Origin of the sequence: Kitasatospora sp. NPDC048194 (assembly GCF_043202455.1) — a bacterium.
GTDB lineage: Bacteria > Actinomycetota > Actinomycetes > Streptomycetales > Streptomycetaceae > Kitasatospora.
Window position 1 is genome coordinate 146759 of record NZ_JBIDAK010000004.1, and the last position, 26157, is coordinate 172915.

Consider the following 26157-nt stretch of genomic DNA (forward strand, 5'->3'; position numbering starts at 1 on the left):
GAGAAACGGCCCCTGATCGAGGAGAGCGAAGATGGCCAAGTACATGCTGATCATGCGCGGCACGGACGAGTCCGTCGCGAAGATGATGGAGACGCCCTTCGAGGAGATGCTCGAGACGGTCGGCCGCTTCAACGAGGAGCTGATCCGGGCGGGCGTGCTCGTCGCCGCGGAGGGGCTGGACGATCCGTCGCAGGGCGTGGTGGTCGACTTCAGCGGGGAGACCCCGGTGGTCACCGACGGGCCGTACGGTGAGACGAAGGAGCTGTTCGGCGGCTTCTACCTGATCGACGTCGCCTCGAAGGAGGAGGCGGTCGAGTGGGCCAAGCGGCTCCCGGCCGTCCCCGGCTCGAAGTGCGAGGTGCGCCGGGTGCCGGGCATCGACGAGTTCCCCCAGGACAACGAGTGGATCGTCAAGGAGCGGGCCTGGCGCGAGCGGACCGGCCAGCTGTGACGTCCGGTGTCCCCGACGGCCCGCCGGTCGCCGAGTCGGCGCGGCGGGCCGTCGAGGCCGTCTGGCGGATCGAGTCCGCCCGGATCGTGGGCGCGCTGGCCCGCTACACCGGGGACTTCGCGTTCGCCGAGGACGTCGCCCAGGAGGCGCTGGCGGAGGCGCTGGTGTCCTGGTCCCGGGACGGCGCCCCCGCCAGCCCCGTGGGGTGGCTGCTGGCGACCGCACGGCGGCGGGCCGTCGACGCCTTCCGCCGCAGGTCGGCGCTGGACGAGCGGTACGCGGCGCTCGCGGGCCCGCTGGTCGAGGGTGAGTTCAGCTCGGGCGCGGCGGCCGCGCCCGAGCGGCCGGAGGACGACCTGCCGTTCGACCCCGACCGGGTCGACGACGACGTCCTCGCGCTCATGTTCACCGCCTGCCACCCGGTGCTCTCGCCCGAGGCCCGGGTCGCACTCACTCTGCGCGTGGTGGGAGGCCTGTCCAGCGAGGAGGTCGCCCGGGCGTTCCTGGTGCCGGTGCCGACCGTCCAGGCCCGGATCACCCGGGCGAAGAAGACGCTCGCCGCGGCCCACGTCCCCTTCGAGCTGCCGCCGCCCGAGGAGCGGCGCGAGCGACTCGGCGCCGTACTGAGCGTGCTGTACGTGATCTTCACGGAGGGGTCGACGGCGACGACCGGCGACCGCCTGCTGCGTCCGGACCTCGCCTACGAGGCCGTCCGGCTGGCCCGGATGCTGACCGCGCTGCTGCCCGCCGACCCGGAGGTGCACGGGCAGCTCGCGCTGTTCGAACTCACGGCCGCGCGCTTCCCCGCCCGGACGGGGCCGGACGGCGAGCCGGTCCTGCTGGAGGACCAGGACCGGAGGCTGTGGGACGGGTCGGCGATCCGGCGCGGTCTGGCTGCTCTCGGCCGGGCCTCGGCCCTGCGGCGGGGGATCGGCCCGTACGGTCTGCAGGCCGCCATCGCCGCCTGCCACGCCGTGGCGCCCTCCGTGCGGGAGACCGACTGGGAGCGCGTCGTGCTCCTCTACGAGGCGCTCGGCCGGGTGGCCCCCTCGCCGGTGGTGGAGCTCAACCGGGCGGTGGCCGTGGCGATGGCGAGCGGCCCGCAGGAGGCGTTGAGCCTGGTGGACGACCTGGTCGCCGCCGGCCGGCTGTCGGGCTCGCACCTGCTGCCGACCGTGCGCGGCGAGCTGCTGGTCCGGCTCGGCCGCACCGTCGAGGCCAGGGCCGAGCTGGAGCTGGCCGCCCGCCTGTGCGGCAATGCGCGGGAGCGGTCGGTGCTGCTGCGCAAGGCGTCCGCGCTGGAGTGAGGTCGGCGCCGGTCCCGCCCCCGGCGGTCGGCGCACCTCCTCCGACCAGGCCACTCGGGTCGGATTGGCCCGCGACACCGTCTCTCCGTCCCGCTACCGTCGGGCTGACGTCCGATCAACGGAGAAGCCCCATGCACCCCGAACTCGCCGCCGACCTGGCCCACTTGCCCGCCCTGCTGGAGGAGACCCGACGGCAGGCCGTCGCGTTCCTCGCCGGCCTCGCCGACCGCCCGGTCGTCCCCCGGCACCCGGATCCGCCGGCACCGGCCCAGCCGCTTCCCGAGGAGGGCGAGGGCCTGCGAGCCGCCCTGGCGGCGTTCGGCGAACGCTGGCAGCCCCGGCTGTCGGCAGGCGCCGGCCCGCGCTACTTCGGCTTCGTCACGGGCGGCGCGACTCCGGCCGCGCTGGCGGGCGACTGGCTGACCTCCACCGCCGACCAGAACTCCAACTCCTCGCTGGATCCGGCCGGTCAGCACCTGGAGGCGGAGACCGTCGGCTGGCTGCGCGACCTGTTCGGCCTCTCCCCCGTGCACGACGGGACCTTCGTCAGCGGTGCGACCATGTCCAACACCGTCGGTCTGGCGATCGCCCGGGAGTGGCTCGGCGAGCGGCTCGGCGTGGACGTGGCCGAGGACGGGGCCGCCGCGCTGGGCCGGGTGCGGGTGCTGTCGGGCAGCGCGCACTCCAGCGTGTCCAAGGCGCTGAGCGTGCTGGGCCTGGGCCGCCGGGCACTGACCGCCGTGCCCACCCTGCCCGGCCGCGAGGCCGTGGACGTCGCCGCGCTGGAGCGGGCACTCGCCGAGGCCGAAGGCCCGTGCGTCGTGGTGGCGAACGCGGGCACGGTGAACACCGTCGACTTCGACGACCTGTCCGCGATCGCGGCCCTCCGGGACCGTCACGACTTCTGGCTGCACGTGGACGCCGCCTTCGGCGCCTTCGCGGCCCTCGTGCCGGAGCACGCCGGGCTGGTGGCCGGACTGGACCTCGCCGACTCGGTCTGCGTGGACCTCCACAAGTGGCTCAACGTCCCCTACGACAGCGCCGTGCAGTTCACCCGCCGCCGCGACCTCCAGGCGAAGGTCTTCCGGAACGCCGCCGCCTACCTCGGCCCCCTCGGCGAGCACCCGGACCTCGTCCACCTCACCCCGGAGAACTCGCACCGACTGCGCGCGCTCGCCGCCTGGTTCACCCTGCGCGCCTACGGCCGGGCCGGGCACCGGGAGATCGTGGAACGCTGCGTCACCGGCGCCCGCGCGCTCGGCGAGGCCGTCGACGCGACCGACGGCCTGCGCCTGCTCGCCCCGGTCCGGCTCAACGTGGTCTGCTTCACGCTGGCCGAGGACCCCACCCCGGAGCGGCTCGCCGCGCTCGCGGCCGAGGTCTCCGACGAGGCCTTCCTGACGCCCACCCGCTACGGCGGGCAGGCCGCCCTGCGCGCGGCCTTCAGCAACTGGCGCACCACGGACGCGGACGTGCGCCGCACCGCGACCGCGCTGTCCGGCGCCGTCCGGAAGCTGGCGCCGAACTGACCGCGGGGCGCGGCGTGTTGCGGATGCGCCCCGTCGCCGTGGAGACTCCTGGGCGAGTCGGTCACACGCGGGGCGACGGGGCGGCGCGGCGGACGTCCGCCGCGCGCACCCGCTGCGCAACACACCTGCCACCCCTTGACCTTGACACCGGTGTGAAGCCCGATGATGGTCCCATGACCACCACTGCCTACGACCCGTACGCGCTCCTCGCCCAGAGCCGCCTGGGCATCCTCGCCACCATCAAGGCGGACGGCCGTCCCCAACTCTCCCCCGTCATGCCCTACTACGACCGGGAGGCGAACGCGATCCTGATCTCCACCCGGGAGGGGCTCGCCAAGACGGCGAACCTGCGCCGGGATCCGCGGGTCAGCCTGGAGGTCACCGGCCCGGACGGCCGTTCCTGGGCGACCGCCGAGGGCGTCGCCACCCTCACCGGCCCGGGCACCGACCCGCACGGCCCCGAGGTCGAGGCCCTGGTGGACTACTACCGCCGGGCCGCCGGGGAGCACCCGGACTGGGCGGAGTACCGCCAGGCGATGGTCGCGGACCGCCGGGTGCTGCTCACCATCCCCGTGGACCACGTGTACGGGACCAGCATCTGAGAACGGGCCGAAGCGGGGCTGGACCGGGGGCTGGACCGGGCGCTGGCTCGAGGGCTGGACCGGGCGCTGGCTCGGGAGTTGGTACGGGGGTTGGTCCGGGGGTTGGTGCGACTGTCCCGACCGTCCCGGCCACCGCCACGGGGGTGCGGTGACCGGGGCGGTCCTCACTCACGGCCTGGTCGCGACGACCACCGTGGCGTCCAGTTCGTCGTCCCGGCGGGCGACGGCCGCCAGGCCGGCCGCCCGGGCCACGGCCAGTGCGCCCGCCGCCTGCCGGTCACTGGTCTCGAACAGCAGCGACCCTCCGGCGGCCAGCCAGCCCGGCGCCCCGGCGGCCACCCGGCGCAGCACGTCCAGCCCGTCGGTGCCGCCGTCCAGTGCGGGCCGGGCCTCGTGGACCCGGGCCTCGGTGGGCAGCAGTTCGATGTCACCGGTCGGAACGTACGGGACGTTGGCGATCAGCACGTCCACCCGCCCGCGCAGCGCGTCGGGCAGGGCGGAGAACAGGTCGCCCTCGAAGACCCGTGCGCCGGTGCCCGCCAGGTTGCGCCGGGCGCAGTGGACGGCGGCCGGATCGAGATCGGCCGCGTAGAGCTCGACCGGGTGGCCGACCGCAGCCACCACGGCGGCACCGAGCGCACCGCTGCCGCAGCACAGGTCGACGACCAGCGCACCGGGGCGGGTCAGCCGGGCGGCAGCGGCGGCCAGGAACTCGCTGCGCCGGCGCGGCACGAACACGCCGGGGTCGACGGCGATCCGCAGCCCGGCGAACTCGGCCCAGCCGACGACGTGTTCGAGCGGCCGCCCCTCGGCGCGGGCCCGGACCATGGCAGCCAGTTCGGAGGGTGTGGCGGCGGCAGTGAGCAGGATCCGCGCCTCGTCCTCGGCGAACACGCAGCCGGCGGCACGCAGCCGGGCGACGACCGAGGAACGGAGAGCGGTGGAGGGAAAGACCGGCAAAGGGACCCCTTGGGCAGGACAGGAGAAGAACGGAGGACTCCGTCAGGGCTCCCGCCAGGGCCGACGCCGCGTCGACGCGTCCGCGCTACGCGCGCGGGGCGCCCGCACGGCCGCGCTCCGGGAGCACCCGTTCGGACATACCGGTAATGGGTCTCACCTCCCTGCGTGACGGTCGTATGCGGCGTCGGTCACCCTACCGCACCGGCGCCGCCGGTGATCAGGCCTTTTCTGGTACCCGGCGCGACCCGGGAAATGGCAGGCCGGCGGGCCGGCAGGCCAGCACACCGGCGGATCCGCTGGCCGGGTCCGGCCGGCTGGTCAGGGGAGGAAGTCGGCCACCAGCACCGCGAACTCCTCCGGCGTGGTGATCGACACGCCGAGCTCCTCCGCCTTGGCCCGCTTGGAGCCCGCCTTCTCACCGGCGACCAGCAGCGTGGTGCGCTTGGACACCGACGAGGAGGCCTTGCCGCCGGCGCGCTCGATCAGCTCGTTCACCGCGTTGCGGGAGAGGTCGGCCAGAGCACCCGGCATGCTGCCGGTGACCACGACGCTCTGCCCGGCCAGCGGGCCGGCCGAACCGCCCTGGTCCGCTGTGGTCGGAGGGGCTGCTGCGGCAGCGGCCGGCTCCGTCACCCCGACGCCCACCCCCTGCGCCGCCAGCCGGTCCAACAGCGGCCCCACGGCGGCGAGTTCGGCCAGGATCACGGCCGCCTTCTCCACCCCGATGCCGTCCACGGCCGCCAGCGCCTCGGCGTCGGCGGCGCGGATCGCGGCCATGCTGCCGAAGTGGGCGGCGATCCTGCGCGACATGGTGCGGCCGGTCCCGCGGATGCCGAGGGCGCAGAACACCCGGTTCAGCGGCCGGGTGCGGGCGGTCTCGATGGCGGCGAGCAGCTTGTCCGCGCTGGTGTCGCCCATCCGCTCCAGGGTGAGCAGCTGCTCCCGGCTGAGGGTGAACAGGTCGGCGAGATCCGTCACCAGCCCGGCCTCGACCAGCTGGACGGCCCGGGTGCCGCCGAGTCCCTCGATGTCCAGCTGGTCGCGGCCGGCCGCGTAGATCACCGAGGCGACGGTCTGGCAGCCGCGGCCCCGCACGCAGCGCCAGCGCTGCTCGGAGGTGTCGATGGCGTCGCCGCAGCGCGGGCAGGCCTCGGGGAAGGCGATCGGCTGTTCGACGCCGGTGCGCTCGTCGACCAGCGGGGCCTCCACCCTCGGGATGACGTCCCCGGCCCGGTAGACGAACACCTGGTCCCCGAGCATCAGGCCGCGGCGCTCGATGTCGGCCGGATTGTGCAGCGTCGCGTAGGTGACGGTGACACCGTCGATCACCACCGGTTCGAGCACGGCCCGGGGCGCGATGATGCCGGTGCGCCCGACGTTCCACTCCACCCCGAGCAGCCGGGTCACCTTGTGCTGGGCCCGCAGCTTGCGGGCCACCGCCCAGCGCGGGGCCCGGGAGCCGGAGCCGGCCCGCTCCTGGTCGGCCGCCGCGTCCGCCTTGACCACTACGCCGTCAATCCCGAACGGCAGCGCGGCGCGCATTCCGGCGATCTCGCCGATCCGCTGCTCCACCTCGGCGAGGGTGGCGCAGCGACGCGGCGCCGCCTGCGTACCGGCGGCGGTGCCGACGCCGAGTTCGGCCAGCCGGGCGAGCAGGTCGCCGTGGTCGAGGCCGGGCAGGCCGAGGGCGTCGTAACCGAAGAAGGTGAGCTCGAGCCGGTAGGCGCGGTCCTTGGCCCGCAGGGTGCCCGCGGCGCCGCTGCGCGGATGGGCGAAGGGAGTGGCGCCGTGGGCGGTGCGGACGGCGTTGGCCCGTTCGAACTGCTCGTGGGTGAGGAGCACCTCGCCGCGCAGTTCCACGTCGAGCGGTTCGGCGAGCCGGGCCGGGAGGCCGAGGACGGTGTCGGCGGCGTGGGTGATGTCCTCGCCGGCCAGGCCGTCGCCCCGGGTGAGCAGTCGGGTGAGCCGGCCGGCCCGGTAGCGGGCGGCCACGGCGAGCCCGTCCAGCTTCGGCTCGACGCACCAGGCGGCCACCGGGTGGCCGAGCCGGCGCTCCAGCCCGGCGGCCCAGGACTCCAGCTCCTCGGCCGAGAACACGTTGTCGAGCGAGAGCATCGGCGCGCTGTGCGGGACGTCTCCGACTGCCGCGCCGCCGGCCACCTTGCCGGTGGGCGTCTCGGGCAGCACCTCGCCGGGGTGCTCGCGCTCGTAGGCCTCGATGGCCCGTACCAGGGCGTCGTACTCGTCGTCCCCGAGCGGGGTGGCACCGTCGGCGTAGTACGCGGCGGCGGCGCGGACGGCCGTGGCGACGGCCTCGGCGTAGGCCGCCGGCGAGGCCAGGGCTGCGAGGGAGGCGAGGGCTGCCGGGGAGGCGGGGGCCGCCGGGAAGGCAGGGGCTGCGGGGGAAGCCGTCGTGGCTGCGTCCTTCATGGCCCCATCATGTCGAGCAGCACTGACATTCGATCCTGCCGCCGGAGGCGCCCCCGCGCGACGGCGCGGCCCACCGGGACGGACCGGCGGGCCCGGCACCGGGACGGGTGCGGTGAGGATCAGGCGGGCGGCACATGTGATCCGGAACACGGTTGAGGTTGCCCCTGGGGCAGGGTGGAGGGTCGTCGCATCGGCCCGGGGCAGGCACCGGGCACCACGACGCGGAGGAGCGGCATGTCCACCACCCGGACCGACCGGCGGCAGGACCGACCGGAGCTGCGGCGGGCGATCGAGGAGATCGCCGAGTCCGGCTTCCTCGGAGTCCAGCTGCGGGTGAACGACGAGCACGGCACATGGGTCGGCGGCGCAGGGGTCAGGGAGTCGGGCCGCAGCGCCGAGGCGCACACCGACGGTCACTTCCGCGCGGGCAGCACCACCAAGAGCTTCGTCGCCACCACGGCGCTCATGCTGGTCGCGGAGGGGAGGATCGGCCTGGACACGCCGGTCGAGGAGCACCTCCCCGGCTTCGGCTTGGACGGGCGGATCACGGTGCGGATGCTGCTGCAGCACACCAGCGGGATCTTCAACCACACCGGCGAGCTCCGCGAGGACGGGACGGTCGAGCCGGGGGTGCCCTGGCAGGGCGAGGAGTGGGTGAGGAACCGGTTCCGCACCTACCGGCCCGAGGACCTCGTCCGACTGTCCCTGTCCAGGCCGGGCCGGTTCGCGCCGGGGACGGGCTGGAGCTACTCCAACACCAACTACGTGCTGGCCCGCCTGGTGATCGAGCGGGTCACCGGCCGCACGTTCGCCGAGGAGCTGCAGCGGCTCGTGCTGGGACCGCTGGGCCTGACCGGCACCGTGGCACCGGGCACCTCGCCGGCCGTCCCCGAGCCCCACAACCGCAGCTACTACCGCTACCGGGACGCCGGGCGGGAGCGGACGGTCGACGTCACCCGCCACAACCCCTCCTGGGTCTCGGCCGGTGGTGACATGATCACCACCACCCGGGACCTCCATGTCTACTTCTCCGCCCTGATGGGCGGCAGGCTGCTGCCGGCCGCTCTGCTGGCGGAAATGCGCACGCCGGAGGCGACCATCGGTTACGGCCTCGGGGTGTTCGTCCAGGACACCGGCCTTGGCGGCCCCACCCTCTTCCACCACAACGGCGCGACCATCGGCTCGGCAGCGCTGATGTACAGCACCGCCGACGGCGGCACGACCATGACCGCCGGCCTGAACTACGTGGACGACGCCGAGCTGTCCATCGCGCCGGCGTTCCAGAACGCCCAACAGCGGCTCGTCCAGGCGGTGTTCCTGGACGGGCGGACCGATCCGGCCCGGCCCGGCCCGGCCGAGGAGCTGACCGCCGAAGGCCGTACCCTGCGTGACCGGGGGCTCCTTCCGAACTCGCCCCGCGCAGAATTCACCGGGGCCACGCCGAGCCGGTCAGGCCGGCGGGGTCCGTTCACCCACGGCCTGGCGGGGCAGCGCATCCGCCAGGCCGGAGAAGGACAGGCTGAGCAGTGATGAACGGAGTCACCATCGGGCAGGCGGCGGCCTTCGTCGGCGTCACGGTGAAGACGGTGCGGCACTACCACCAGCTCGGGCTGGTCGACGAACCGCGGCGCGACGGCTCCGGCTACCGGCGGTACGGGTCGGACGAGTTGCTGCGGCTGGTACAGGTCCGGACACTGGCCGCCGCCGGGGTACCGCTCGCCGAGATCGGACCCCTGCTCGACGCCGACGCCGAGCGGTTCACTGCCGCCCTGGCCGATGTCGAGCGGCGGCTGAACGACCGGATCGCAGAGCTGACCGCGCGCCGCGACACGCTGCAGCGGCTCGCCGACGGCGATCGGGCGCTGCTGCCCGATCGCGCCTGCGCCGTCCTGGACCGGATGCCCGGCCTCGGGCTGAGCCCCGACTACGTGGCCGCACAGCGCGAGGCGCTGGTGCTGGCCCGGGCCCTGGTGCCGGAGGGCTTCGACGGCTTCGTGGCACAGCTCGAACACTGCCTCGACGACCCCGAGTTCGTCGATCTCGCCAAGCGCGGCCAGGAGGCCGAGGACTGGGAACCGGACGACCCGAGGGTCGGGGAACTCGCCGCCGCCATGGCCGACCGCTACCTCGCCAATCCCGCCCTGCTGGGTGATCCCGCGAGCCTGCGGGCCTGGACCAGGGCCTCTGCCCAGTACCGGCTGATCAACCATCACCGGGAGGAACGGGCGCCGGTCTCGGCCCGGCTGACGGCGCTCACCGAGGCCAGACTCCGCTGGGCGGGGGTTCTTGTCCCCCACCGCTCGGCGGAGGTGCCGGTTCCGCACCGTCAGCGGAGGTGACGTGCCCCGGCGGCCTCAGCCGCCCGCCCGTACGCGCGGGCCCGAACGCTCCGTTCGCTTCCGCGGCCGCGCCCGTCCGGGAGCGGCGTGGGTTCCCGTCTCGTAGCCGCCTTCCGCGCAGGACCGGCTACCACGGACCGGGCAGCCGGGGCGGCCGTCCAGAACCGGCTCCGGTCACCCCTGCCGTTCACAAACCGGCCGCGACCCGTTCGGCAGTCCCGGCGCGAGCGTCCGTCGACTCCTCGCCCCCGTGCGGGGCCGAACGGGCCGCCGCGGCCTCGGCGACCACCTGGGCGCCGCGGTCCGGCCCCATCTGGAGCGAGCCCAGCACGCCGGGCACCGCGATGCTCGGCATCAGGTGCTGGAACAGTCCGGACACCCGTTGCTCCAGGTCGGCGCGACCGGAGAGCTTCTGGGACTGGATCTGCACGCCCGTCCAGGCCGCGGTGATCACCCACGCGGTGTCAGCCGGGACGACGTGCGGCAGCAGTTCTCCGCGCTGGCCGGCGGCCACCAGCAGCGCCTCCGTCCGGTCGATCCAGGTGCGGATCGCACCGCCACCGAGATCGTCGGACAGGTCCTGGCCGAGCGAGAGCCGGGCACCCGCGCTGAGGAGCGGGTCACGCGGCATCAGGTGGGCGACCACCATGCCGGTGTCCACGAACTCCTGGAGCTTGCAGCTGCGTTCGGGCACACCGTCCTGGCCAAACTGCTCCTCCACCACTCCTCTGGCCAGATCCCGCTTCGAGGCGAAGTGGAAGTACACGGCGCCCCGGGTGACTCCGGCCCGGGAGACCACTTCCCCGATCGTGGCGCGCTCGTAGCCGAACTCGTCGAAGACCGACGCCGCGGCCTCCAGGATCAGCCGACGCGTCCGACGCGCCCGCTCCTGCCGCACCACCGCCACCACCCCGCCCTGAGCTTCCGCAAACAAAACCAAATACCCCGTATCTTAGCTACCGACGGCCCGGGAACCACGCGGCCGAGGGAATCGCTGCAAACTCCTTCCGCTCCCCACCCAAGCGTTCACCCTTCCTCCCGGTCCTCCCAGTTGCGCCAGGGGTGGGCGCCGGGCAACCACAGGGTTCCGACGCCCCGCCGCCTCCGCAATGAAGGCTCTGAGCCGCCCCACCAAGAAATACCGAGCGACCGGTTTTCGCGGGCGCCGGCCGCGTGAACACCGGCGGGCGCCCCCTCCTCAACCGATCGGTTGACAGTGTCCCCGGCGGGAGTAACGTGGTCATCAACCAATCGGTTGAGGATGAACAGAGGTGTGCGGTGGCCATCGATCCGCTCTCCCGGGCGTTCGTCGCCCTGGCCGATCCCACCCGGCGCGACATCGTGGCCCGACTCTCGACCCGGGACGCCACGGTCGGCGAGCTGGCGGAGTCCTACGCGATCTCGATGCAGGCGGTCTCCAAACACCTCAAGGTCCTGGAGGAAGCCGGACTGGTCAGCCGCAGCCGGGACGCCCAGCGGCGACCGTGCCATCTGGAGCCGCAGGTGTTCGACTTGATGACGAGCTGGATCGAACGCTACCGCCGCCAGGCCGAGGATCGGTTCAGCCGTCTGGACGCCGTCCTCGCGGCAGTGAACACCTCGGCCCCCGGTGCCCACCCCGACACCGGCCCCGAACCCGGCACCGACCCTGAACCCGGCGCTGGCACCGGCACTGATGCCGAGCCAGACCTACGGACACCGCCCCGGCAGGTCCGGACCCCGGACCGGGACACCAGGCCCGAACCCGGCAAGCCCGATCCCGGCAAGCCGGACCCCGGCAAGCCTGAGCCCAGCAGGCGCGAGCCCGACAACCCCCGCGCCGAGCAGAACGAAGGAGCCCGTCATGACCCCCACCGACCGTGAGACCCGGATCGAAGCGGACCCCGCCCTTCCCACCATCCGGATCGTCCGGGAGTTCGACGCCCCGCAGGACCAGGTCTTCCGGGCCTGGACCGAGCCGGAACTGGTCGCCCAGTGGCTCGGCCCCCGGGACCTCGACATGAAGATCGACACCTGGGACGCCCGCACCGGCGGTTGCTACCGCTACTCGGTGTACCGCGAGGGCCGGGAAGTCGCCGGCTTCTACGGCTCGTTCCACGAGGTGCGGCCGGCCACGCGGCTCGTTCAGACCTTCACCTTCGAGGGCGTGCCGGACGGCGTCTCCTTGGACACCGCTGTGTTCGAGCCCGTCGGCGAGAGCCGCACCCGTGTCACCGTGCTGTCGGTGGTCGACAGCCTTGCGGCCCGGGACGCCATCCTGGCCAGCGGCATGGAGCGGGGCGTGGTCGAGGGCTACCAGAAGCTGGACGCCCTGCTCGCCGCCTACTGAGCCCGACGGTGCGGGGCGCGTCAGGGCAGTACGGCCACCGCCTCCACCTCCACCAACTGGTCGTGGTAGCCGAGCACCGAGACGCCGAGCAACGTGCTCGGGACGTCATGCTCCCCCATGTACTCCCGGTAGACGTCCCACACCTTGACCAGGTCCGCCTGGTCGCCGGAGGCCACGTACACGGTGGTCCGCACGATGTCGGTGAGCGCCGCGCCCGTCTCCTCCAGCACGGTTATCAGATTGCGCATCACCTGGTGGGCCTGACCCGCGTAGTCGCCGACGGCCACCGTGCGCCCCTCGGCGTCCAACGGGCAGGCCCCGGCGAGCCAGAGCGAGCGGACGGGCGCGTCGACGACCGCCGCGTAGGCGTAGTCGACGGCCGGGGTCAGGCGCGTGCTGCGGACCAGCTTGACGGCGCTTTTCACGAGGTCCTCCGAGGGTCGCGACCGAACGTTCGCGCCCATCGTTGGCCCCTCACGAACGCCGGTCAAACGCTTTTACGGTGAACTCCCGGCCCGGCCAAGGCCCGTGTGCCCACGATTCACCGTTGCGGGTGATGGCGCACCGGGCTGCCGGACCGCGATGCTGGTGCCCGTCCGTAGCGCCGCACGCCACGCCCGGCCACGCCGGCCCGCCCTGGACGCCCCCACCAGTACCGCAGCCACCCCGGGAGTCGACCGATGGAGTCCCCACCACCCAGCCGCGACCAGGCCTCCGGGGTCGGACGGCGCCGGATGCTCGGCCTCGCCCTCGGGGCGGGCCTCGCCCCCGCCCTCGTCCCGGCGGCCCAGGCAGCGGCCGGAGCGACAGCCCGGACCCCGGCCCACGCCGCGCCGCCGTCCGAGCGCGCCGCCGCCCTCGGCCAACGGGTCGCCGCCGTCGCCGAGGCCCAAATCGGCATCCCGTACGCGTGGGGCGGAGGCGACCGGCTCGGCCCCAGCCTCGGTTTCTGCGACGACGAGAACGGCTACCTCGACGGCAAGTGCCTGGGCGAGTCCACGGTCGGATTCGACTGCAGCGGCCTGTCCCTCTACTGCTGGTACCGGGCCAGCAACGGCACCGTCGAACTCGGTCACTACACCGCCGCCCAGTTCCACCTCGGCACCCCGGTCGATCGTGATGCCCTGGCCCCCGGCGACCTGCTGTTCTTCTCCCGCCCCGACGCACCCCTGCACCACGTCGGCATCTACGCGGGCGACGGCGCGATGATCCACGCCGAACGCACCGGCACGCTGATCGCCCGGGTCGAGAAGGTGCTCGACGTCCCGCGCTGGGCGGGCGAGTTCGCCGGCGCCCGCCGCCCCGGGCCACGCGCTTCCTGAGACCACCCGGCCGGGGAGACCACCCGACGCCCAGGACCACTCGCCGCCCGAGACCGCACGCGGCCTGAGTCACCGGACGCCGGAGACCACCGGCCGCCGGAGATCACTCGCCGCCGGAGATCACCGGGCGTCGGAGATCACTCGCCGCCGGGCTGCTCCGCCATCCCCTGGTGCACCCGCAGCAGCAGGTCGTGCAGGGTGCGCCGCTCCTCCGCGTCCAGCGGCGCCAGCACCTCGTCCCGCACCGCCCGCGCCCGCCCCTCCAGTTCGGCCAGCAGCGCGCGCCCGGTCGCGGTGACCGCCACCGACACCCTCCGCCGGTCCCGCTGGTCGCGGGTGCGCTCGACGTAGCCGGCCGCGCCCAGTTGGTCGGCGACCTTCGCCAGATCACTCGGGTCGATGCCCAGCCGGTGCACCAGGTCCCGCTGGGCCTGCGGCCCGAAGTCGGCGAGCGCGGCGAGCACCGCCAGGTCCCACAGCCTCAACCCGCGCTCCGCCAGCTGGTCGGCGAGTCGGGCGCGCGCGGTCCGGCCGGTCCGGGCGAGCAGGAAGGTGGTGAGGTCGAGCAGCGTGGGCGGCAGCCCGTCGGGCCGGTCGGAAGTGTCGGGAGCCATGGCCGGCATTCTAGGGGCTGCCCCTACAGTGGGCGATTCCCTATAGTGGGTGCCGACCCACTATTTCCCGCTCAGCCGCCCGCTCCGCGGCTTCCGACCGACCCAGGAGTTCCCGCGTGGACGCCCTGTACACCCGCCTGCTCGTGACCCGCTTCGCCGAGTGCTTCGAGTTCTACCGCCCGGTCCTCCCGGCCCTCATCGGCGCCACCCTCGTCAAGGGCTCGCCGGACGGCCCGTACGCCAACTGGGACGTCGACGACCAGGCCGTCCTGGTGCTGTACGACCGCTCCGCGATGGCCGCCGGCCTCGGCACCACCGACCTGCCCGCCCGCCCCTCCGCACCCACCCAGGACTCCGCGATGCTAGTGTTCCGGGTCGGTGACGTGGACGAGGCGCTCGCCCTCTGCCTCGACCACGGCGGCACCCTCGCCGCCCCGGCCACCGACCGACCGCAGTGGGCGCCCGGCCTGCGCACCGCCCACCTGCGGGACCCGGAGGGCCACCTGATCGAGCTGCAGTCGTACTGAACCGACGGCCCGGCGACGAGGACGCGCACCGCGTCCGCCCATGACTCCCGATCACCCCCGCCCAGGCGACCGCCTCCGGCTCACCGGGCAGCCCCGTCCTCCCACAGCTCGGAGCTGCACCGGGCCACCAGCGCACCGATCCGCGCCCAGGCCTCCTCGGCCTGCATCTGCTCCAGCCGACGGCCGTCCCGCAAGCGCAGCGCGACCCGGTCGTCCACGGCCTCCTCGGCGCCGATGACCGCCTGGTAGGGCACCAGCCGGGACTCCCGGATCCGGGCCCCCAGACTGCCGCGCTCCGGCCCGGCGAGCTCGGCGCGCAGGCCGAGGTCCAGACAGCGTCGCCGCTGCCGCTCCGCCTGCGGGACCTCGGCGTCGGAGATCGGCAGCAGGACGACCTGGGCCGGTGCGAGCCACGCCGGGAACGCCCCGCCGTAGCGCTCGATCAGGTGGGCGACCACCCGCTCGACGCTGCCGATGACGCTGCGGTGCACCATCACCGGGCGGTGCTTGGCTCCGTCCGGGCCGATGTAGTGCAGGTCGAAGCGCTCGGGCTGGTGGAAGTCGATCTGGACGGTGGAGAGGGTGAACTCGCGCCCGGCACCGTCGGCGATCTGCACGTCGATCTTCGGACCGTAGAACGCGGCCTCGCCCTCCGCCGCCTCGAACGGCACCCCGGAGCGTTCCAGCACATCGGTCAGCAGCCCGGTGGCCCGCTCCCACAGGGCCGGATCGGCGACGTACTTGCCGCCCTCCCCGGGCAGCGAGAGGCGGTAGCGGACCGGCACGATGCCGAGCGCGTCGTGCGCCTCGCGGATCAACTCCAGCGCGGCGACGGCCTCGTCGGCGGCCTGCTCCGGGGTGCAGAAGACGTGCGCGTCGTTCAGCTGGATCGCCCGGACCCTGGTCAGCCCGCCGAGCACCCCCGACAGCTCGGAGCGGTACATGCCGCCCAACTCGGCCATCCGCAGCGGGAGTTCCCGGTAGCTGTGGGACCGGGAGCGGAAGATCAGCGCATGGTGGGGGCAGAGGCTCGGCCGCAGCACCATCTCCTCCGAGCCGACCTCCATCGGCGGGAACATGTCCTCGCGGTAGTGGTCCCAGTGACCGGAGATCTCGTACAGTTCCCGCTTGCCGAGCACTGGCGAGTACACGTGGCGGTAGCCCGCCCGGCGCTCGCGGCCGCGGATGAACTCCTCCAGGGTGTGCCGGACGGCGGCGCCGCCGGGCAGCCAGTACGGCAGGCCGGACCCCATCAGCGGGTCGGTGTCGAACAGGTCGAGCTCACGGCCGAGCTTGCGGTGGTCGCGCGGGGGCAGGTCGTTCACGGGTGTCTCCACTCTGGTTCCGCGGGCCGAGCGGATCCGGAGACGAAGCCCCGGGGCACTCGGCCCCGGGGCTTCGGACTAGGTCAGCAGTCAGCGCGCCGGGACTCTCTCCGGCGTCGTCGTGACGAGTGCAGCGCGCTTCATACCGCTCACCGTAACAGGTGCTCGGCATTCCCGCTGGTCCTTTCCTCGCGCCCCGCCGTCTCGCGGCGTCACCCGGCCCGGGCTCAGAACAGAACGACGCAGCCGCGCCCGGCGAGCGCGTCCAGCAGCCGCTCCGACGGCCGTACCGCGTTCCACCGCAGGTCGAGCTTCTCCAACGCGGGCAGCGCCGCGGGTTCGGCCAGCCACTCGGGCAGTTCGGTGATCCGGTTGCCCCGCAGGTCCAGCCGGCGCAGCAGCGGGAGACCGGCCAGCTCGGCGGGGAACTCGGTGAAGGCGTTCTCCCGCAGCTCCAACTCGCGCAGTTCGACGAGCCGGACCACGGAGTCCGGCAGCGAGCTCAACTCGTTTCCCCGGAGCCACAGTTCACGAAGTGCACCGAGGTCACCGATCGCCTCCGGCAAGGCGGTGAGCCGGTTCCGCTGGGCGCGCAGCTCGACCAGGGCGGCCATCCCGCCGATGGTGGAGGGCAGTTCGGTGATCCGATTGTCGCCGATATTGAGGTATCGCAGGGCGCTGAGCCGGCCGAGTTCCTCGGGCAGGCTGGTCAGCGCGTTGTCGTGCAGGTAGAGGAAGTCGCCGAGGCCGGTGAGGCCGCCCAGTTCGGCCGGCATCGCGGCGAGCCGGTTGTGCCCCAGGTCCAGGGTGCGCAGCCGGTTCAACCTGCTGATCCCCGGCGGGAGTTCGGTGATCCCGGTCTCGGCGAGGATCAGCACGGTCAGCTCGGTCCGGTCCCACAGCCGTGCGGGCACCTCGCCGAGCGGCTGCTTCCACAGGTTGAGCGTCACGTCCGTCATATCTGAGGCCCTTCGGTCCTACGGGGGGCACCGCGTCGACGACGCGGCGGAGTGGCCTGCCGGGAACCCGGCGAGCGGCCCGCGGGGTTCCGTGCCGATGCCCGCCTCCCCACCCCTCCTCCACTGCCGCCGCCCCCGCCGAACCGAGAAGAGGGAGCGGCTACTGCCCGGCAGCCGTCCGGACCGGGTGCTTGCTCATGATCGACACCCGGTTGAAGGCGTTGATGGCGATCGCGACCCAGATCACCGCCGAGATCTCCTCCTCGGTCAGCGCTTCCCGCGCCATGCCGTACGCCGCCTCCTGCAGCGCGGCGTCCGACGGGGTGGTGGTCGCCTCGGCCAGCGCCAGCGCGGCGCGCTCCCGCGGGGTGAACAGCTCGGTGTCCCGCCACGCCGGGAGCACGCCCAGCCGCTGGGTGGTATCGCCCTCGCCCAGCGCGGCCCGGGTGTGCACGTTCAAGCAGTAGGCGCAGCCGTTGATCTGGGAGACCCGCAGATTGACCAGCTCCACCAGCCGCCGGTCCAGCCCGGCCTCCGCCGCGGTCTCGCGCGCCGCCTCGGCGGCCGCCCGCAGCGCCCGGTACGCCTTCGGGCTCTGCTTGTCGATGAAGACCCGCCGCTCCGTCGGAACCACCGTCACATCGCTCACCTGAACTCCTCCACCGGCTCGCTGTCGTCCGCCACTCTGCCATGCCATAATAGTTGAATCTAGAACTACCAGTCGAGCACCGCCGCCCCGGGAGGGACCACCACCGTGAGCACCGCCGAGACCGAGCCGCGCCCCGCCGCCGATCAGCAGGACCCGCAGGTCGAGGTGCTGCCCGCCCGGAACGTCCCGCTCGGCGGACCGCGCGCCATGACCGTACGCCGCACCCTGCCCCAGCGCTCCCGCCCCCTCATCGGCGCCTGGTGCTTCGTCGACCACTACGGACCCGACGACGTCGCCCGCACCGGCGGCATGGACGTCGCCCCGCACCCCCACACCGGCCTGCAGACCGTCAGCTGGCTGTTCACCGGCGAGATCGAGCACCGCGACAGCCTCGGCGTCCACGCCTACGTCCGCCCGGGCGAACTCAACCTGATGACCTCCGGCCACGGCATCTGCCACTCCGAGGTCTCCACCCCGGCCACCACCGTCCTGCACGGCGTCCAGCTCTGGCTCGCCCTGCCCGACGAACACCGCGACACCGCCCGGGACTTCCACCACCACGCCCCCCGGCCCGTCCCGCTCGACGGCGGCGAGGCCCGCGTCTTCCTCGGCACCCTGGCCGGCGACACCTCCCCCGTCCCGACCTTCACGCCCCTCCTCGGCGCCGAACTCACCCTCCGCCCGCGCGCCACGGTCACCCTCGCCGTCGACCCCGCCTTCGAACACGGCGTCCTCGTCGACCGCGGCGACATCCACCTCGCCGGCACCCCCTTGAACCCCGCCGACCTCGGCTACCTCGCCCCGGGCCCCACCACCCTGACCCTCACCAACACCGGCGACACCGAAGCCCGCCTCATCCTCCTCGGCGGCACGCCCTTCGAGGAGCAGATCATCATGTGGTGGAACTTCATCGGGCGGTCTCACCAAGACATTACCCGAGCCCGCGAGGAATGGATGAGCTCCGCGAACCCTGCCCGCTTCGGCGTCGTCGAGGGCTACCCGGGCGACCGCCTCCCCGCCCCGGAACTCCCGGGAATCCCCATGAAGCCCCGCGGAAACGCGCGCTGACCTGCGCTTTACGCGATCGGGGGTGGGGCGGCCGGGTCCGCCCCACCCCCGAGCCGGAGGCTCCCTGCGCTCGCCCCGAAACGCCCCCGTCGACACTCGCCTCCGCGCGCGACGCGTGACACCGTTCGACCATCCACGACAGCGTCTGACAGGACTAATGCTGACCCAATGCTGACTTTGCTGACGGCCCATCAGAACTGACCAGAGCATTCACGGAGCCCGGGACGTCATCGTCGGGTCCCGTCGCGAGAACCGGCGGGCGCCCTGGCACGTCCCCCTCGCAGGCTGCCGAAGGACGGCCACCACCGGAGTGGCGCGGGTCGGAGAAGACAGCCACCATGCAGCCGCACGCCCACCGACGATCTTGCTTCAAGCCAGTTATTAGCCCCTGACCCTACGGAACCCCGTCCCCAGCTCCTCCGCCGGCAAGAACCCGCCGACCCGCCACGGCCCGGCGCTAGGGTGACCTCATGGCGGACGCCCCGACAACAGCAGCGCCTTCGGTCGAGGCGCTGCACGCCCTCGTCGAGCATGCCTGTGAACCGCCGACCGGCATGTCCCGGGCGAAGCAACTGCGCTGGGTCGCCGGCGAACTGCGCACCGCCCTGGAGCGGGGCGCGATCGCGCCCACGGCCGCCGGCTCACTCCCCACGCTCCTCGCGCCGGATACCCTCGCGGCATACCTCGCCGCCGCCGAGCGGGGCCTGCTACGGCGCAAACCCGCCGCACGACCGGGCCAAGCCTCACCCGCGTCCATGCGCGTCCGGCACGACTGCCTCCGCATCCTCGGAACCCAGGCCGGCATCACCGTCACCCTTCCGGAGCGCGACACGCCGCGGGTCGCGCTCCGGCCCGTGGTCGCCGCCCGCCCGCGCAGCGTCCTGCTCGGTCACCTGGAACACTCGGCCCGCCCCGGCCGGTCCGACTCCCGCAGCCGGATCCTCGCGATCATCGGCACCGTGCTGGACACCGGCTGCCGCGCCGGCGAACTCTGCGCCCTGCGCACGGACGACGTCGACCTGCACCGCGGCACGATCCACCTCACCCGACTCCCCCAGCACCGCAACCCGCACACCACGCCCGCCACCGAGACCGTCGCCCTGTCCGGCCCCACCCGGGCCGCGATGCGCCACTGGCTCACCGTCCGCAGCCACCTCGTCGCACGCGACACCACCCGACCCATCGGCCCGGGCAACGAGACCACCAACGCCCTGTGGGTGAGCATCGCCCCCAGCGGCCACCCCCGCCCCGGCCTGCCCCTCCACTTCCGCGGCCTGGCCCGCGCCTACGCCCGCGCCATCTACGACCTCAACACCGACATGGCCGCAGAACCCGGCTGGCAGCCCCTGCCCCGACGCATGGAACAGCTCCGCCGCGCCATCGAGCTCGAACCGGCCGACCCCGACAGCGCGACTCCCCTCCTCCGCACCCGCACACCTACCGCCTACTCCGAAGCACCGGCACCAGATGGTCGGGTGTCGGCCCAATAAACCGGTCCGTAGTCAGCCTCTGAGCGGGCGCGCGGGTCGGCGTGAGACTGTCCACATTGTGTGGCGGCTGAGTTCCCCGCCATGACCGGGCCGCAGTCTCTCTTCACCAGAGGGATCACCGTGCGGATCTGGGGAATACCGGTTGTTCGACCCTGGCCTGTTCGCAGTGCAGTTGGTCGAGGCGGTCCCAAGCGTCACCGCTTCCTCTTCGCTGCTGGCGGCCGGTTCGGTCGACGAGGTGGACGTCGGGGGTGACGACGACGACGCCAACCGGGCCGGTCGAGGTGCCGGGGTGACTACGGGCGCTGTACGGCGAGCTGGACGAGGCTGCTGAACGTCGCCTCGGTGGTCCTCCGCCCGTCGGTGTCGCACCGGGCGGGTCCTCAGCTGACCCCGTTGGCGCAACGCGCGCATGGAGAGCTCTGGACTTACTAGGACGTCCAACTATATGGTCGACGGCAGGTCCGCGGTGTCAGGGAAGCCGGTGTGAGTCCGGCACGGTCCCGCCACTGTGACCGGGGAGTTCGTCCTCGCGGGAGACGGCCACTGGCAGCCAGCCGGGAAGGCCTGAGGGCGTGCGGTGATCCGGGAGTCAGGATACCGGCCGCGGGTGATCCGTGTTTTCCACGAGGATGGAGACGACACGCATGACTCCGGGCTGCTCCCGTTCTGCTGCTCCTGGTTGTCCTGTGCCGACGACCCCCGGGGCCCACCTGCTCTGACGGTTCGTCCTGCCACCGCCACCGTGACGTCGCGGGGCCGCACCACCGTGCGCCCGTCCGTCGGCGGCGGCCTCCATTCCTCCTCTCCCCGACCCTGTTGAGAGAAGGAACCAATGGTCCGTGAACTGACGCACTTCGTCGCCGGCAAGCGCACGCCCGGGACCTCCGGCCGCTTCGGCGACGTGTACGACCCCAACACCGGCCGGGTGCAGGCCCGGGTCCCGCTGGCGAGCCGCGCCGAGGTCGAGGCGGTGATCGCCGACGCCGCGCAGGCCCAGCCCGCATGGGCGGCCTGGAACCCGCAGCGGCGGGCCCGGGTGCTGCTGCGCTTCCTGCAGTTGGTCGAACAGGAGAAGGAGGAGCTGGCCCGGCTGTTGTCCGCCGAGCACGGCAAGACCGTGGCCGACGCCCACGGCGACCTGCAACGTGGCCTGGAGGTGGTGGAGTTCGCCGCCGGGATCCCGCACCTGCTGAAGGGCGAGTTCAGCGACAACGCCGGCACCGGCATCGACGTCTACTCGATGCGCCAGCCGCTCGGCGTCGTCGCGGGCATCACGCCGTTCAACTTCCCGGCGATGATCCCGCTGTGGAAGGCGGCGCCCGCGCTGGCCTGCGGCAACGCCTTCGTCCTCAAGCCCTCCGAGCGGGACCCGTCGGTGCCGCTGCGGCTGGCCGAGCTGTTCCTGGAGGCCGGGCTGCCGCCGGGCGTGTTCAACGTGGTCAACGGCGGCAAGGAGGCCGTGGACACCCTGCTGGAGGACCCGCGGGTCGAGGCGCTGGGCTTCGTCGGCTCGACCCCGATCGCCCAGTACGTCTACGCGACCGCGGCTGCGCACGGCAAGCGCGCGCAGTGCTTCGGCGGTGCGAAGAACCACATGGTCGTGATGCCGGACGCGGACCTCGACCAGGTCGCCGACGCGCTGGTCGGCGCCGGCTACGGCTCGGCCGGCGAGCGCTGCATGGCCATCTCGGTGGCCGTCCCGGTCGGCGAGGAGACCGCGGACGCCCTGGTGGCGAAGCTGGTCGAGCGGATCGCCGCGCTCAGGGTCGGCCGCTCGGACGACCCGGCCGCGGACTTCGGCCCGCTGGTCGGCCGTGACGCCCTGGAGCGGGTCCGCGGCTACCTGGACCTCGGGGTCGAGGAGGGCGCCGAACTCGTCGTCGACGGACGGGACTTCCGCCTGGAGGGGCACGAGGACGGCTACTTCCTCGGCGCCTCGCTGTTCGACCGGGTCACGCCGGACATGCGGATCTACCGGGAGGAGATCTTCGGCCCGGTGCTGACCGTCGTGCGCGCCGCCGACTACGAGGAGGCGCTGCGCCTGCCCAGCGAGCACGAGTTCGGCAACGGCGTGGCCATCTACACCCGGGACGGCGACACGGCGCGGGACTTCGCCCGCCGGGTGAACACCGGCATGGTCGGCGTCAACGTGCCCATCCCGGTGCCGATCGCCTACCACACCTTCGGCGGGTGGAAGCGCTCCGGCTTCGGCGACCTCAACCAGCACGGCCCGGACTCGATCCGCTTCTACACCCGCACCCGCACCGTCACCTCGCGCTGGCCCTCCGGGGTCAAGGAGGGCGCGAGCTTCACCATGCCGACGATGGGCTGAGCACTGTGAACGCAAGTGAACTGACGGAGGAGCAGGCCTCCATCGCCGAGGCTGTCGGAGCCTTCGCCGCCGAACACCTGGCACCGCACGCGGTCGAATGGGACCACACCAAGCACTTCCCGGTCGACGTGCTGCGCAAGGCCGCCGATCTGGGCCTTGCCGGTATCTATGTCCGGGAGGACGCCGGCGGCTCTGCGCTGACCCGACGCGACGGGGTGGTCGCCCTCGAGGCACTCGCCACCGGCTGCCCGTCCATCGCCGCCTACCTGTCCATCCACAACATGGTCGCCTGGATGGTCGACCGCTACGGCGAGGCCGCCCAGCGGGCCCGCTGGCTGCCGGGGCTCTGCTCAGCCGAGCATCTGGGCAGCTACTGCCTGACCGAGCCCGGCGCCGGCTCCGACGCGGCCGCGATCGCCACCCGAGCGGTGCGCGACGGCGACCACTGGGTGCTGGACGGCGTCAAGCAGTTCATCTCCGGAGCAGGGGCCGCACAGATCTACCTGGTGATGGCCCGCACCGGAGGCTCCGGGGCCTCCGGGCTGTCCGCCTTCATCGTGGACCGGGACGACCCCGGCGTCTCCTTCGGACCGAACGAGAAGAAGATGGGCTGGAACGCCCAGCCCACCCGGCAGGTCGTGCTGGACGGTGTCCGGCTGCCCGCCGACCGCCTGCTCGGCGACGAGGGCGAAGGCTTTCGGATCGCCATGTCGGGACTCAACGGCGGCCGGCTCGGCATCGCCGCCTGCTCGCTCGGCGGCGCGCAGAGCGCCCTGGAACGGGCCACCGGCTACCTCGCGGACCGCGAGGCGTTCGGCGCCCGGCTGCTGCACGCCCAGGCCCTGCAGTTCCGGCTCGCCGACATGGCCACCGAGCTGGAGGCCGCCCGGGCGCTGGTCTGGCGGGCGGCCGGCGCGCTGGACCGGAGCGATCCCCGGGCGCCGCAGCTGTGCGCGATGGCCAAGCGCTACGCCACCGACACCGGCTTCGAGGTCGCCAATCAGGCCCTCCAGCTGCACGGCGGCTACGGCTACCTGGCCGAGTACGGCATCGAGAAGATCGTCCGCGACCTGCGGGTGCACCAGATCCTGGAAGGAACCAACGAGATCATGCGCGTCATCGTCGCCCGCGGCCTGACCGGAGCCGCGTGATGGCCGGCCACGACCTCGACGAGGTCATCGTCCAGCGCGAGGGCCGGGCCGGCCTGATCGTCCTCAACCGCCCCGCGGCCCTGAACGCCCTCACCCACGGCATGGTGCTGCGCATCGCCGAGGCCCTGGACGCGTGGGAGGACGACGCCCGGGTCGAGACCGTCGTCATCACGGGGTCCGGGGACCGCGCCTTCTGCGCCGGCGGGGACATCGTCGCCATCCACCGAGCCGCCACCGGCGGGGACCCGGGCGCCGTCGAGGAGTTCTGGCGCGACGAGTACCGCCTCAACGCCCGGATCGCCCGCTACCCCAAGCCCTACGTGGCCGTGATGGACGGCATCGTCATGGGCGGCGGGGTCGGCGTCTCCGCCCACGGCAGCGTGCGGATCGTCACGGAGACCACCCGCATCGCCATGCCCGAAGCCGGCATCGGTTTCGTCCCCGACGTGGGCGGCACCTACCTGCTCGCCCTGGCGCCCGGCGAGCTGGGCACCCACCTCGCGCTCACCGCGGGCTCCGTCGGCGCCGCCGACGCGCTGCTCTGCGGGCTCGCCGACCACTTCCTGCCCTCCGACCGGGTGCCGGCGCTGCTCGACGACCTCGCCGAACTGCCCGTACACGACGCCCTGGAGCGACACGTCGAACCCGTGCCGAGCGGTGCGCTGAACGGACAGCGCGGATGGATCGACCACTGCTACGCGGCCGGCACCGTCGAGGAGATCCTCGACCGGCTGCGGGAGAGCGGCGAACCGGAGGCGAAGAAGGCCGCGGACCGGATCACCGCCAACTCGCCCACCGCCGTGAAGGCCACCCTGGCGGCGCTGCGCCGAGCCCGGGCCCTCGGCCCGCTGGAAGCCGTCCTCGACCAGGAGTACCGCACGTCCTGCGCGGCGCTCGCCACCGCCGACCTCGCCGAGGGCATCCGGGCCCAGGTGATCGACAAGGACCGTTCGCCGCGGTGGAGCCCGGCCACCCTGGGCGCCGTCGAACCCGCAACCGTGGCCCGCTACTTCGTGCCACTGGGCGAGCGCGAGCTGGGCCTCGCCGCCACCACCACATCCCTGGAGCGCTGGTGACCCTGACCGTCGGATTCATCGGGCTGGGCAACATGGGCGGCCCGATGGCCGCCAACCTCGTCAAGGCCGGGCACCGGGTGATCGGCTACGACCTCTCGGCCGAGGCCCGGGACCTGGCCGCAGCACAGGGAGTGATGATCGCGGTTTCCGCCGCCGAGGCGGTCGGCGAGGCCAACGTGGTGCTGACCATGCTGCCGACCGGACGCCATGTCCTCGACTCCTACGGCGAGTTGACCGAGGTGGCCACCGGTGCGCTGTTCATCGACTGCTCCACCATCGCCGTCGGGGACGCCCGGGTGGCAGCCGACCTCGCCCGGGTCGCCGGGCACCGGGCCGTCGACGCCCCGGTCTCCGGCGGTGTGGCGGGGGCCGAAGCGGCGAGCCTGACCTTCATGGTCGGCGCCGAGGACGTCGACTTCGGCGAGGCCGAGCCGGTGCTCGCGGCCATGGGCCGCCGGGTGGTCCACTGCGGGGCCTCCGGGGCCGGACAGGCCGCCAAGATCTGCAACAACATGATCCTCGGCGTCTCCATGATCGCGGTCAGCGAGGCCTTCGCGCTCGGGGAGAGCCTCGGGCTCAGCCACCAGGCGCTCTACGACGTCGCCTCGACCGCCTCCGGCCAGTGTTGGGCGCTGACCAGCAACTGTCCGGTACCCGGCCCGGTCCCGACCAGCCCGGCCAACCGCGACTACGCGGCAGGCTTCGCCGCCGCGCTGATGGCGAAGGACCTCGGTCTCGCCGCCGACGCGGCCGCCGCCTCGGCCGTGCCGGCCGAACTGGGCCGGCGGGCAGCCGAGTTGTTCGCCGCCTTCGCCCGAGACGGCTCGGGCGGGCTGGACTTCTCCGCCATCATCACCACCCTCAGGAAGGACACCGCATGACGTTCGAGACGATCCTGGTCGAGCGCAAGGGCCGGGTGGGGCTGATCACGCTCGACCGCCCCAAGGCGCTGAACGCGCTGAACACCCTGCTGATGACCGAAGTCGTCTCGGCGGCAACGGAGTTCGACCGGGACCCGGAGATCGGCTGTCTGGTGGTCACCGGCTCGGAGAAGGCCTTCGCGGCCGGCGCCGACATCAAGGAGATGCAGTCCCTGGAGTTCGTGGACGCCTACCTCGGCGACTGGTTCGCCGCCTGGGACCGCTTCGCCGCCCTGCGAACGCCGGTCGTCGCGGCCGTGGCCGGTTACGCGCTGGGCGGCGGCTGCGAGCTGGCAATGATGTGCGACGTCCTGCTGGCGGCGGACACCGCGAAGTTCGGGCAGCCCGAGATCAAGCTCGGCGTGATCCCGGGCATCGGCGGCTCGCAGCGGCTCACCCGGGCTGTCGGCAAGGCCAAGGCCATGGAGCTCTGCCTGACCGGCCGGATGATGGGCGCCGAGGAGGCCGAGCGGGCCGGACTGGTCTCCCGCATCGTCCCCGCCGACCAGCTGATGGCCGAGGCCCTGACCACCGCCGAGACCATCGCGGCGATGTCCGCCCCGGCCTCGATCATGATGAAGGAGAGCGTCAACCGGGCGTTCGAGACCACCCTCGCCGAGGGCGTCCGCTTCGAACGGCGGCTCTTCCACGCGACGTTCGCGACCGCGGACCAGAAGGAGGGCATGGCGGCCTTCACCGAGAAGCGCCCGTCGACGTTCGCCAACCGCTGACGGGCCGGGCAGTGCGCCGCCCCCCGACGGGGCGGCGCGCCGC

Annotated in this window: 25 protein-coding genes and 1 riboswitch; of the genes, 17 read left to right on the forward strand and 8 right to left on the reverse strand. The window is 73.2% G+C overall.

All coding sequences use genetic code 11. The annotated features are described in order from the left end of the window. Window positions 1–31 precede the first annotated feature (31 nt). From ACGF07_RS07625 to ACGF07_RS07640, 4 genes are all read left to right on the forward strand, one after another. Entirely contained in the window at window positions 32–451 is a 420-nt protein-coding gene (locus tag ACGF07_RS07625; RefSeq protein WP_350737515.1) for a YciI family protein, read from the forward strand. Beyond that, window positions 424–1758, forward strand: a complete 1335-nt coding sequence (locus tag ACGF07_RS07630) for an RNA polymerase sigma factor (RefSeq protein ID WP_392896662.1) — start codon at window positions 424–426, stop codon at window positions 1756–1758. Before ACGF07_RS07625 ends, ACGF07_RS07630 begins: the two co-directional genes overlap by 28 nt. A 131-nt stretch (window positions 1759–1889) precedes the next feature. Next, entirely contained in the window at window positions 1890–3287 is a 1398-nt protein-coding gene (locus ACGF07_RS07635) for a pyridoxal phosphate-dependent decarboxylase family protein (RefSeq protein ID WP_392896317.1), read from the forward strand. Window positions 3288–3460: 173 nt separating this feature from the next. Further along, complete coding sequence (locus tag ACGF07_RS07640; RefSeq protein ID WP_392896319.1) at window positions 3461–3889, forward strand: PPOX class F420-dependent oxidoreductase; 429 nt, start codon at window positions 3461–3463, stop codon at window positions 3887–3889. A 168-nt stretch (window positions 3890–4057) separates the two neighbouring features. Here ACGF07_RS07640 and ACGF07_RS07645 read toward each other — a convergent pair whose 3' ends face one another. Further along, window positions 4058–4849 (reverse strand): putative protein N(5)-glutamine methyltransferase, encoded by a 792-nt coding sequence (locus ACGF07_RS07645; protein WP_392896322.1) that lies wholly within the window; start codon window positions 4847–4849, stop codon window positions 4058–4060. Between the two features lie 318 nt (window positions 4850–5167). Continuing rightward, a complete protein-coding gene (gene ligA / locus ACGF07_RS07650) occupies window positions 5168–7279 on the reverse strand; it encodes an NAD-dependent DNA ligase LigA (protein WP_392896324.1) in 2112 nt (703 codons plus the stop codon). Between the two features lie 234 nt (window positions 7280–7513). On the opposite strand from ligA, the gene ACGF07_RS07655 reads away from it, so the two are divergent. Then, window positions 7514–8809 (forward strand): serine hydrolase domain-containing protein, encoded by a 1296-nt coding sequence (locus tag ACGF07_RS07655; RefSeq protein ID WP_392896326.1) that lies wholly within the window; start codon window positions 7514–7516, stop codon window positions 8807–8809. Then, window positions 8809–9618: a MerR family transcriptional regulator gene (locus tag ACGF07_RS07660; protein ID WP_392896327.1), complete on the forward strand. Its 810-nt coding sequence runs from the start codon at window positions 8809–8811 to the stop codon at window positions 9616–9618. The genes ACGF07_RS07655 and ACGF07_RS07660 overlap by 1 nt, the downstream gene beginning before the upstream one ends. 187 nt (window positions 9619–9805) lie before the next feature. Here the strand turns inward: ACGF07_RS07660 and ACGF07_RS07665 are convergent, their stop codons facing one another. Further along, window positions 9806–10558 carry a ScbR family autoregulator-binding transcription factor gene (locus tag ACGF07_RS07665; RefSeq protein ID WP_392896329.1) on the reverse strand — a complete coding sequence of 251 codons (753 nt, stop codon included), beginning with the start codon at window positions 10556–10558 and terminating at the stop codon, window positions 9806–9808. A gap of 296 nt (window positions 10559–10854) precedes the next feature. On the opposite strand from ACGF07_RS07665, the gene ACGF07_RS07670 reads away from it, so the two are divergent. Together ACGF07_RS07670 and ACGF07_RS07675 are read left to right on the forward strand one after the other, a co-directional pair. Beyond that, window positions 10855–11481: a metalloregulator ArsR/SmtB family transcription factor gene (locus ACGF07_RS07670; RefSeq protein WP_392896331.1), complete on the forward strand. Its 627-nt coding sequence runs from the start codon at window positions 10855–10857 to the stop codon at window positions 11479–11481. Next, the gene (locus ACGF07_RS07675) at window positions 11462–11947 is read left to right on the forward strand and encodes an SRPBCC family protein (RefSeq protein WP_392896333.1); all 486 of its coding nucleotides are present in this window, start codon (window positions 11462–11464) and stop codon (window positions 11945–11947) included. The genes ACGF07_RS07670 and ACGF07_RS07675 overlap by 20 nt, the downstream gene beginning before the upstream one ends. A 20-nt stretch (window positions 11948–11967) precedes the next feature. On the opposite strand, the gene ACGF07_RS07680 is transcribed toward ACGF07_RS07675, so the two are convergent. Beyond that, entirely contained in the window at window positions 11968–12372 is a 405-nt protein-coding gene (locus ACGF07_RS07680) for a RidA family protein (RefSeq protein ID WP_392896335.1), read from the reverse strand. Window positions 12373–12627: 255 nt separating this feature from the next. Between ACGF07_RS07680 and ACGF07_RS07685 the strand changes: the two genes are divergently transcribed. Next, window positions 12628–13269 carry a C40 family peptidase gene (locus tag ACGF07_RS07685; RefSeq protein WP_392896337.1) on the forward strand — a complete coding sequence of 214 codons (642 nt, stop codon included), beginning with the start codon at window positions 12628–12630 and terminating at the stop codon, window positions 13267–13269. A gap of 137 nt (window positions 13270–13406) precedes the next feature. Here ACGF07_RS07685 and ACGF07_RS07690 read toward each other — a convergent pair whose 3' ends face one another. Next, window positions 13407–13883 carry a MarR family winged helix-turn-helix transcriptional regulator gene (locus ACGF07_RS07690; RefSeq protein WP_392896339.1) on the reverse strand — a complete coding sequence of 159 codons (477 nt, stop codon included), beginning with the start codon at window positions 13881–13883 and terminating at the stop codon, window positions 13407–13409. 116 nt (window positions 13884–13999) lie between these two features. Here ACGF07_RS07690 and ACGF07_RS07695 point away from each other — a divergent pair, with 116 nt between their 5' ends. Continuing rightward, window positions 14000–14410 carry a VOC family protein gene (locus ACGF07_RS07695; RefSeq protein ID WP_392896342.1) on the forward strand — a complete coding sequence of 137 codons (411 nt, stop codon included), beginning with the start codon at window positions 14000–14002 and terminating at the stop codon, window positions 14408–14410. Between the two features lie 80 nt (window positions 14411–14490). Here ACGF07_RS07695 and thrS read toward each other — a convergent pair whose 3' ends face one another. The 3 genes from thrS to ACGF07_RS07710 all read right to left on the reverse strand — a co-directional run bounded on the left by thrS (window position 14491) and on the right by ACGF07_RS07710 (window position 17391). After that, entirely contained in the window at window positions 14491–15735 is a 1245-nt protein-coding gene (gene thrS / locus ACGF07_RS07700) for a threonine--tRNA ligase (RefSeq protein ID WP_392896345.1), read from the reverse strand. 227 nt (window positions 15736–15962) lie between these two features. Continuing rightward, window positions 15963–16694 carry a leucine-rich repeat domain-containing protein gene (locus ACGF07_RS07705; protein ID WP_392896347.1) on the reverse strand — a complete coding sequence of 244 codons (732 nt, stop codon included), beginning with the start codon at window positions 16692–16694 and terminating at the stop codon, window positions 15963–15965. Window positions 16695–16854: 160 nt separating this feature from the next. Further along, the gene (locus ACGF07_RS07710; RefSeq protein ID WP_392896349.1) at window positions 16855–17391 is read right to left on the reverse strand and encodes a carboxymuconolactone decarboxylase family protein; all 537 of its coding nucleotides are present in this window, start codon (window positions 17389–17391) and stop codon (window positions 16855–16857) included. A gap of 57 nt (window positions 17392–17448) precedes the next feature. On the opposite strand from ACGF07_RS07710, the gene ACGF07_RS07715 reads away from it, so the two are divergent. The 7 genes from ACGF07_RS07715 (at window position 17449) to ACGF07_RS07745 (ending at window position 26114) form a co-directional block, all read left to right on the forward strand. After that, window positions 17449–18411 carry a pirin family protein gene (locus tag ACGF07_RS07715; protein ID WP_392896351.1) on the forward strand — a complete coding sequence of 321 codons (963 nt, stop codon included), beginning with the start codon at window positions 17449–17451 and terminating at the stop codon, window positions 18409–18411. A 470-nt stretch (window positions 18412–18881) separates the two neighbouring features. Continuing rightward, a complete protein-coding gene (locus ACGF07_RS07720; RefSeq protein WP_392896352.1) occupies window positions 18882–19901 on the forward strand; it encodes a site-specific integrase in 1020 nt (339 codons plus the stop codon). A gap of 432 nt (window positions 19902–20333) precedes the next feature. Beyond that, window positions 20334–20525: riboswitch (cobalamin riboswitch) on the forward strand. Window positions 20526–20736: 211 nt separating this feature from the next. After that, window positions 20737–22236, forward strand: coding sequence for a CoA-acylating methylmalonate-semialdehyde dehydrogenase (locus tag ACGF07_RS07725; RefSeq protein ID WP_392896354.1), 1500 nt, complete (start codon window positions 20737–20739; stop codon window positions 22234–22236). Between the two features lie 5 nt (window positions 22237–22241). Then, the gene (locus ACGF07_RS07730) at window positions 22242–23387 is read left to right on the forward strand and encodes an acyl-CoA dehydrogenase family protein (RefSeq protein WP_392896356.1); all 1146 of its coding nucleotides are present in this window, start codon (window positions 22242–22244) and stop codon (window positions 23385–23387) included. Then, entirely contained in the window at window positions 23387–24463 is a 1077-nt protein-coding gene (locus ACGF07_RS07735) for an enoyl-CoA hydratase/isomerase family protein (RefSeq protein ID WP_392896358.1), read from the forward strand. Before ACGF07_RS07730 ends, ACGF07_RS07735 begins: the two co-directional genes overlap by 1 nt. After that, window positions 24460–25344, forward strand: a complete 885-nt coding sequence (mmsB, locus tag ACGF07_RS07740) for a 3-hydroxyisobutyrate dehydrogenase (protein WP_392896360.1) — start codon at window positions 24460–24462, stop codon at window positions 25342–25344. Before ACGF07_RS07735 ends, mmsB begins: the two co-directional genes overlap by 4 nt. Continuing rightward, window positions 25341–26114, forward strand: coding sequence for an enoyl-CoA hydratase (locus ACGF07_RS07745; protein WP_392896362.1), 774 nt, complete (start codon window positions 25341–25343; stop codon window positions 26112–26114). Before mmsB ends, ACGF07_RS07745 begins: the two co-directional genes overlap by 4 nt. The last annotated feature ends 43 nt before the right edge of the window (window positions 26115–26157 follow it).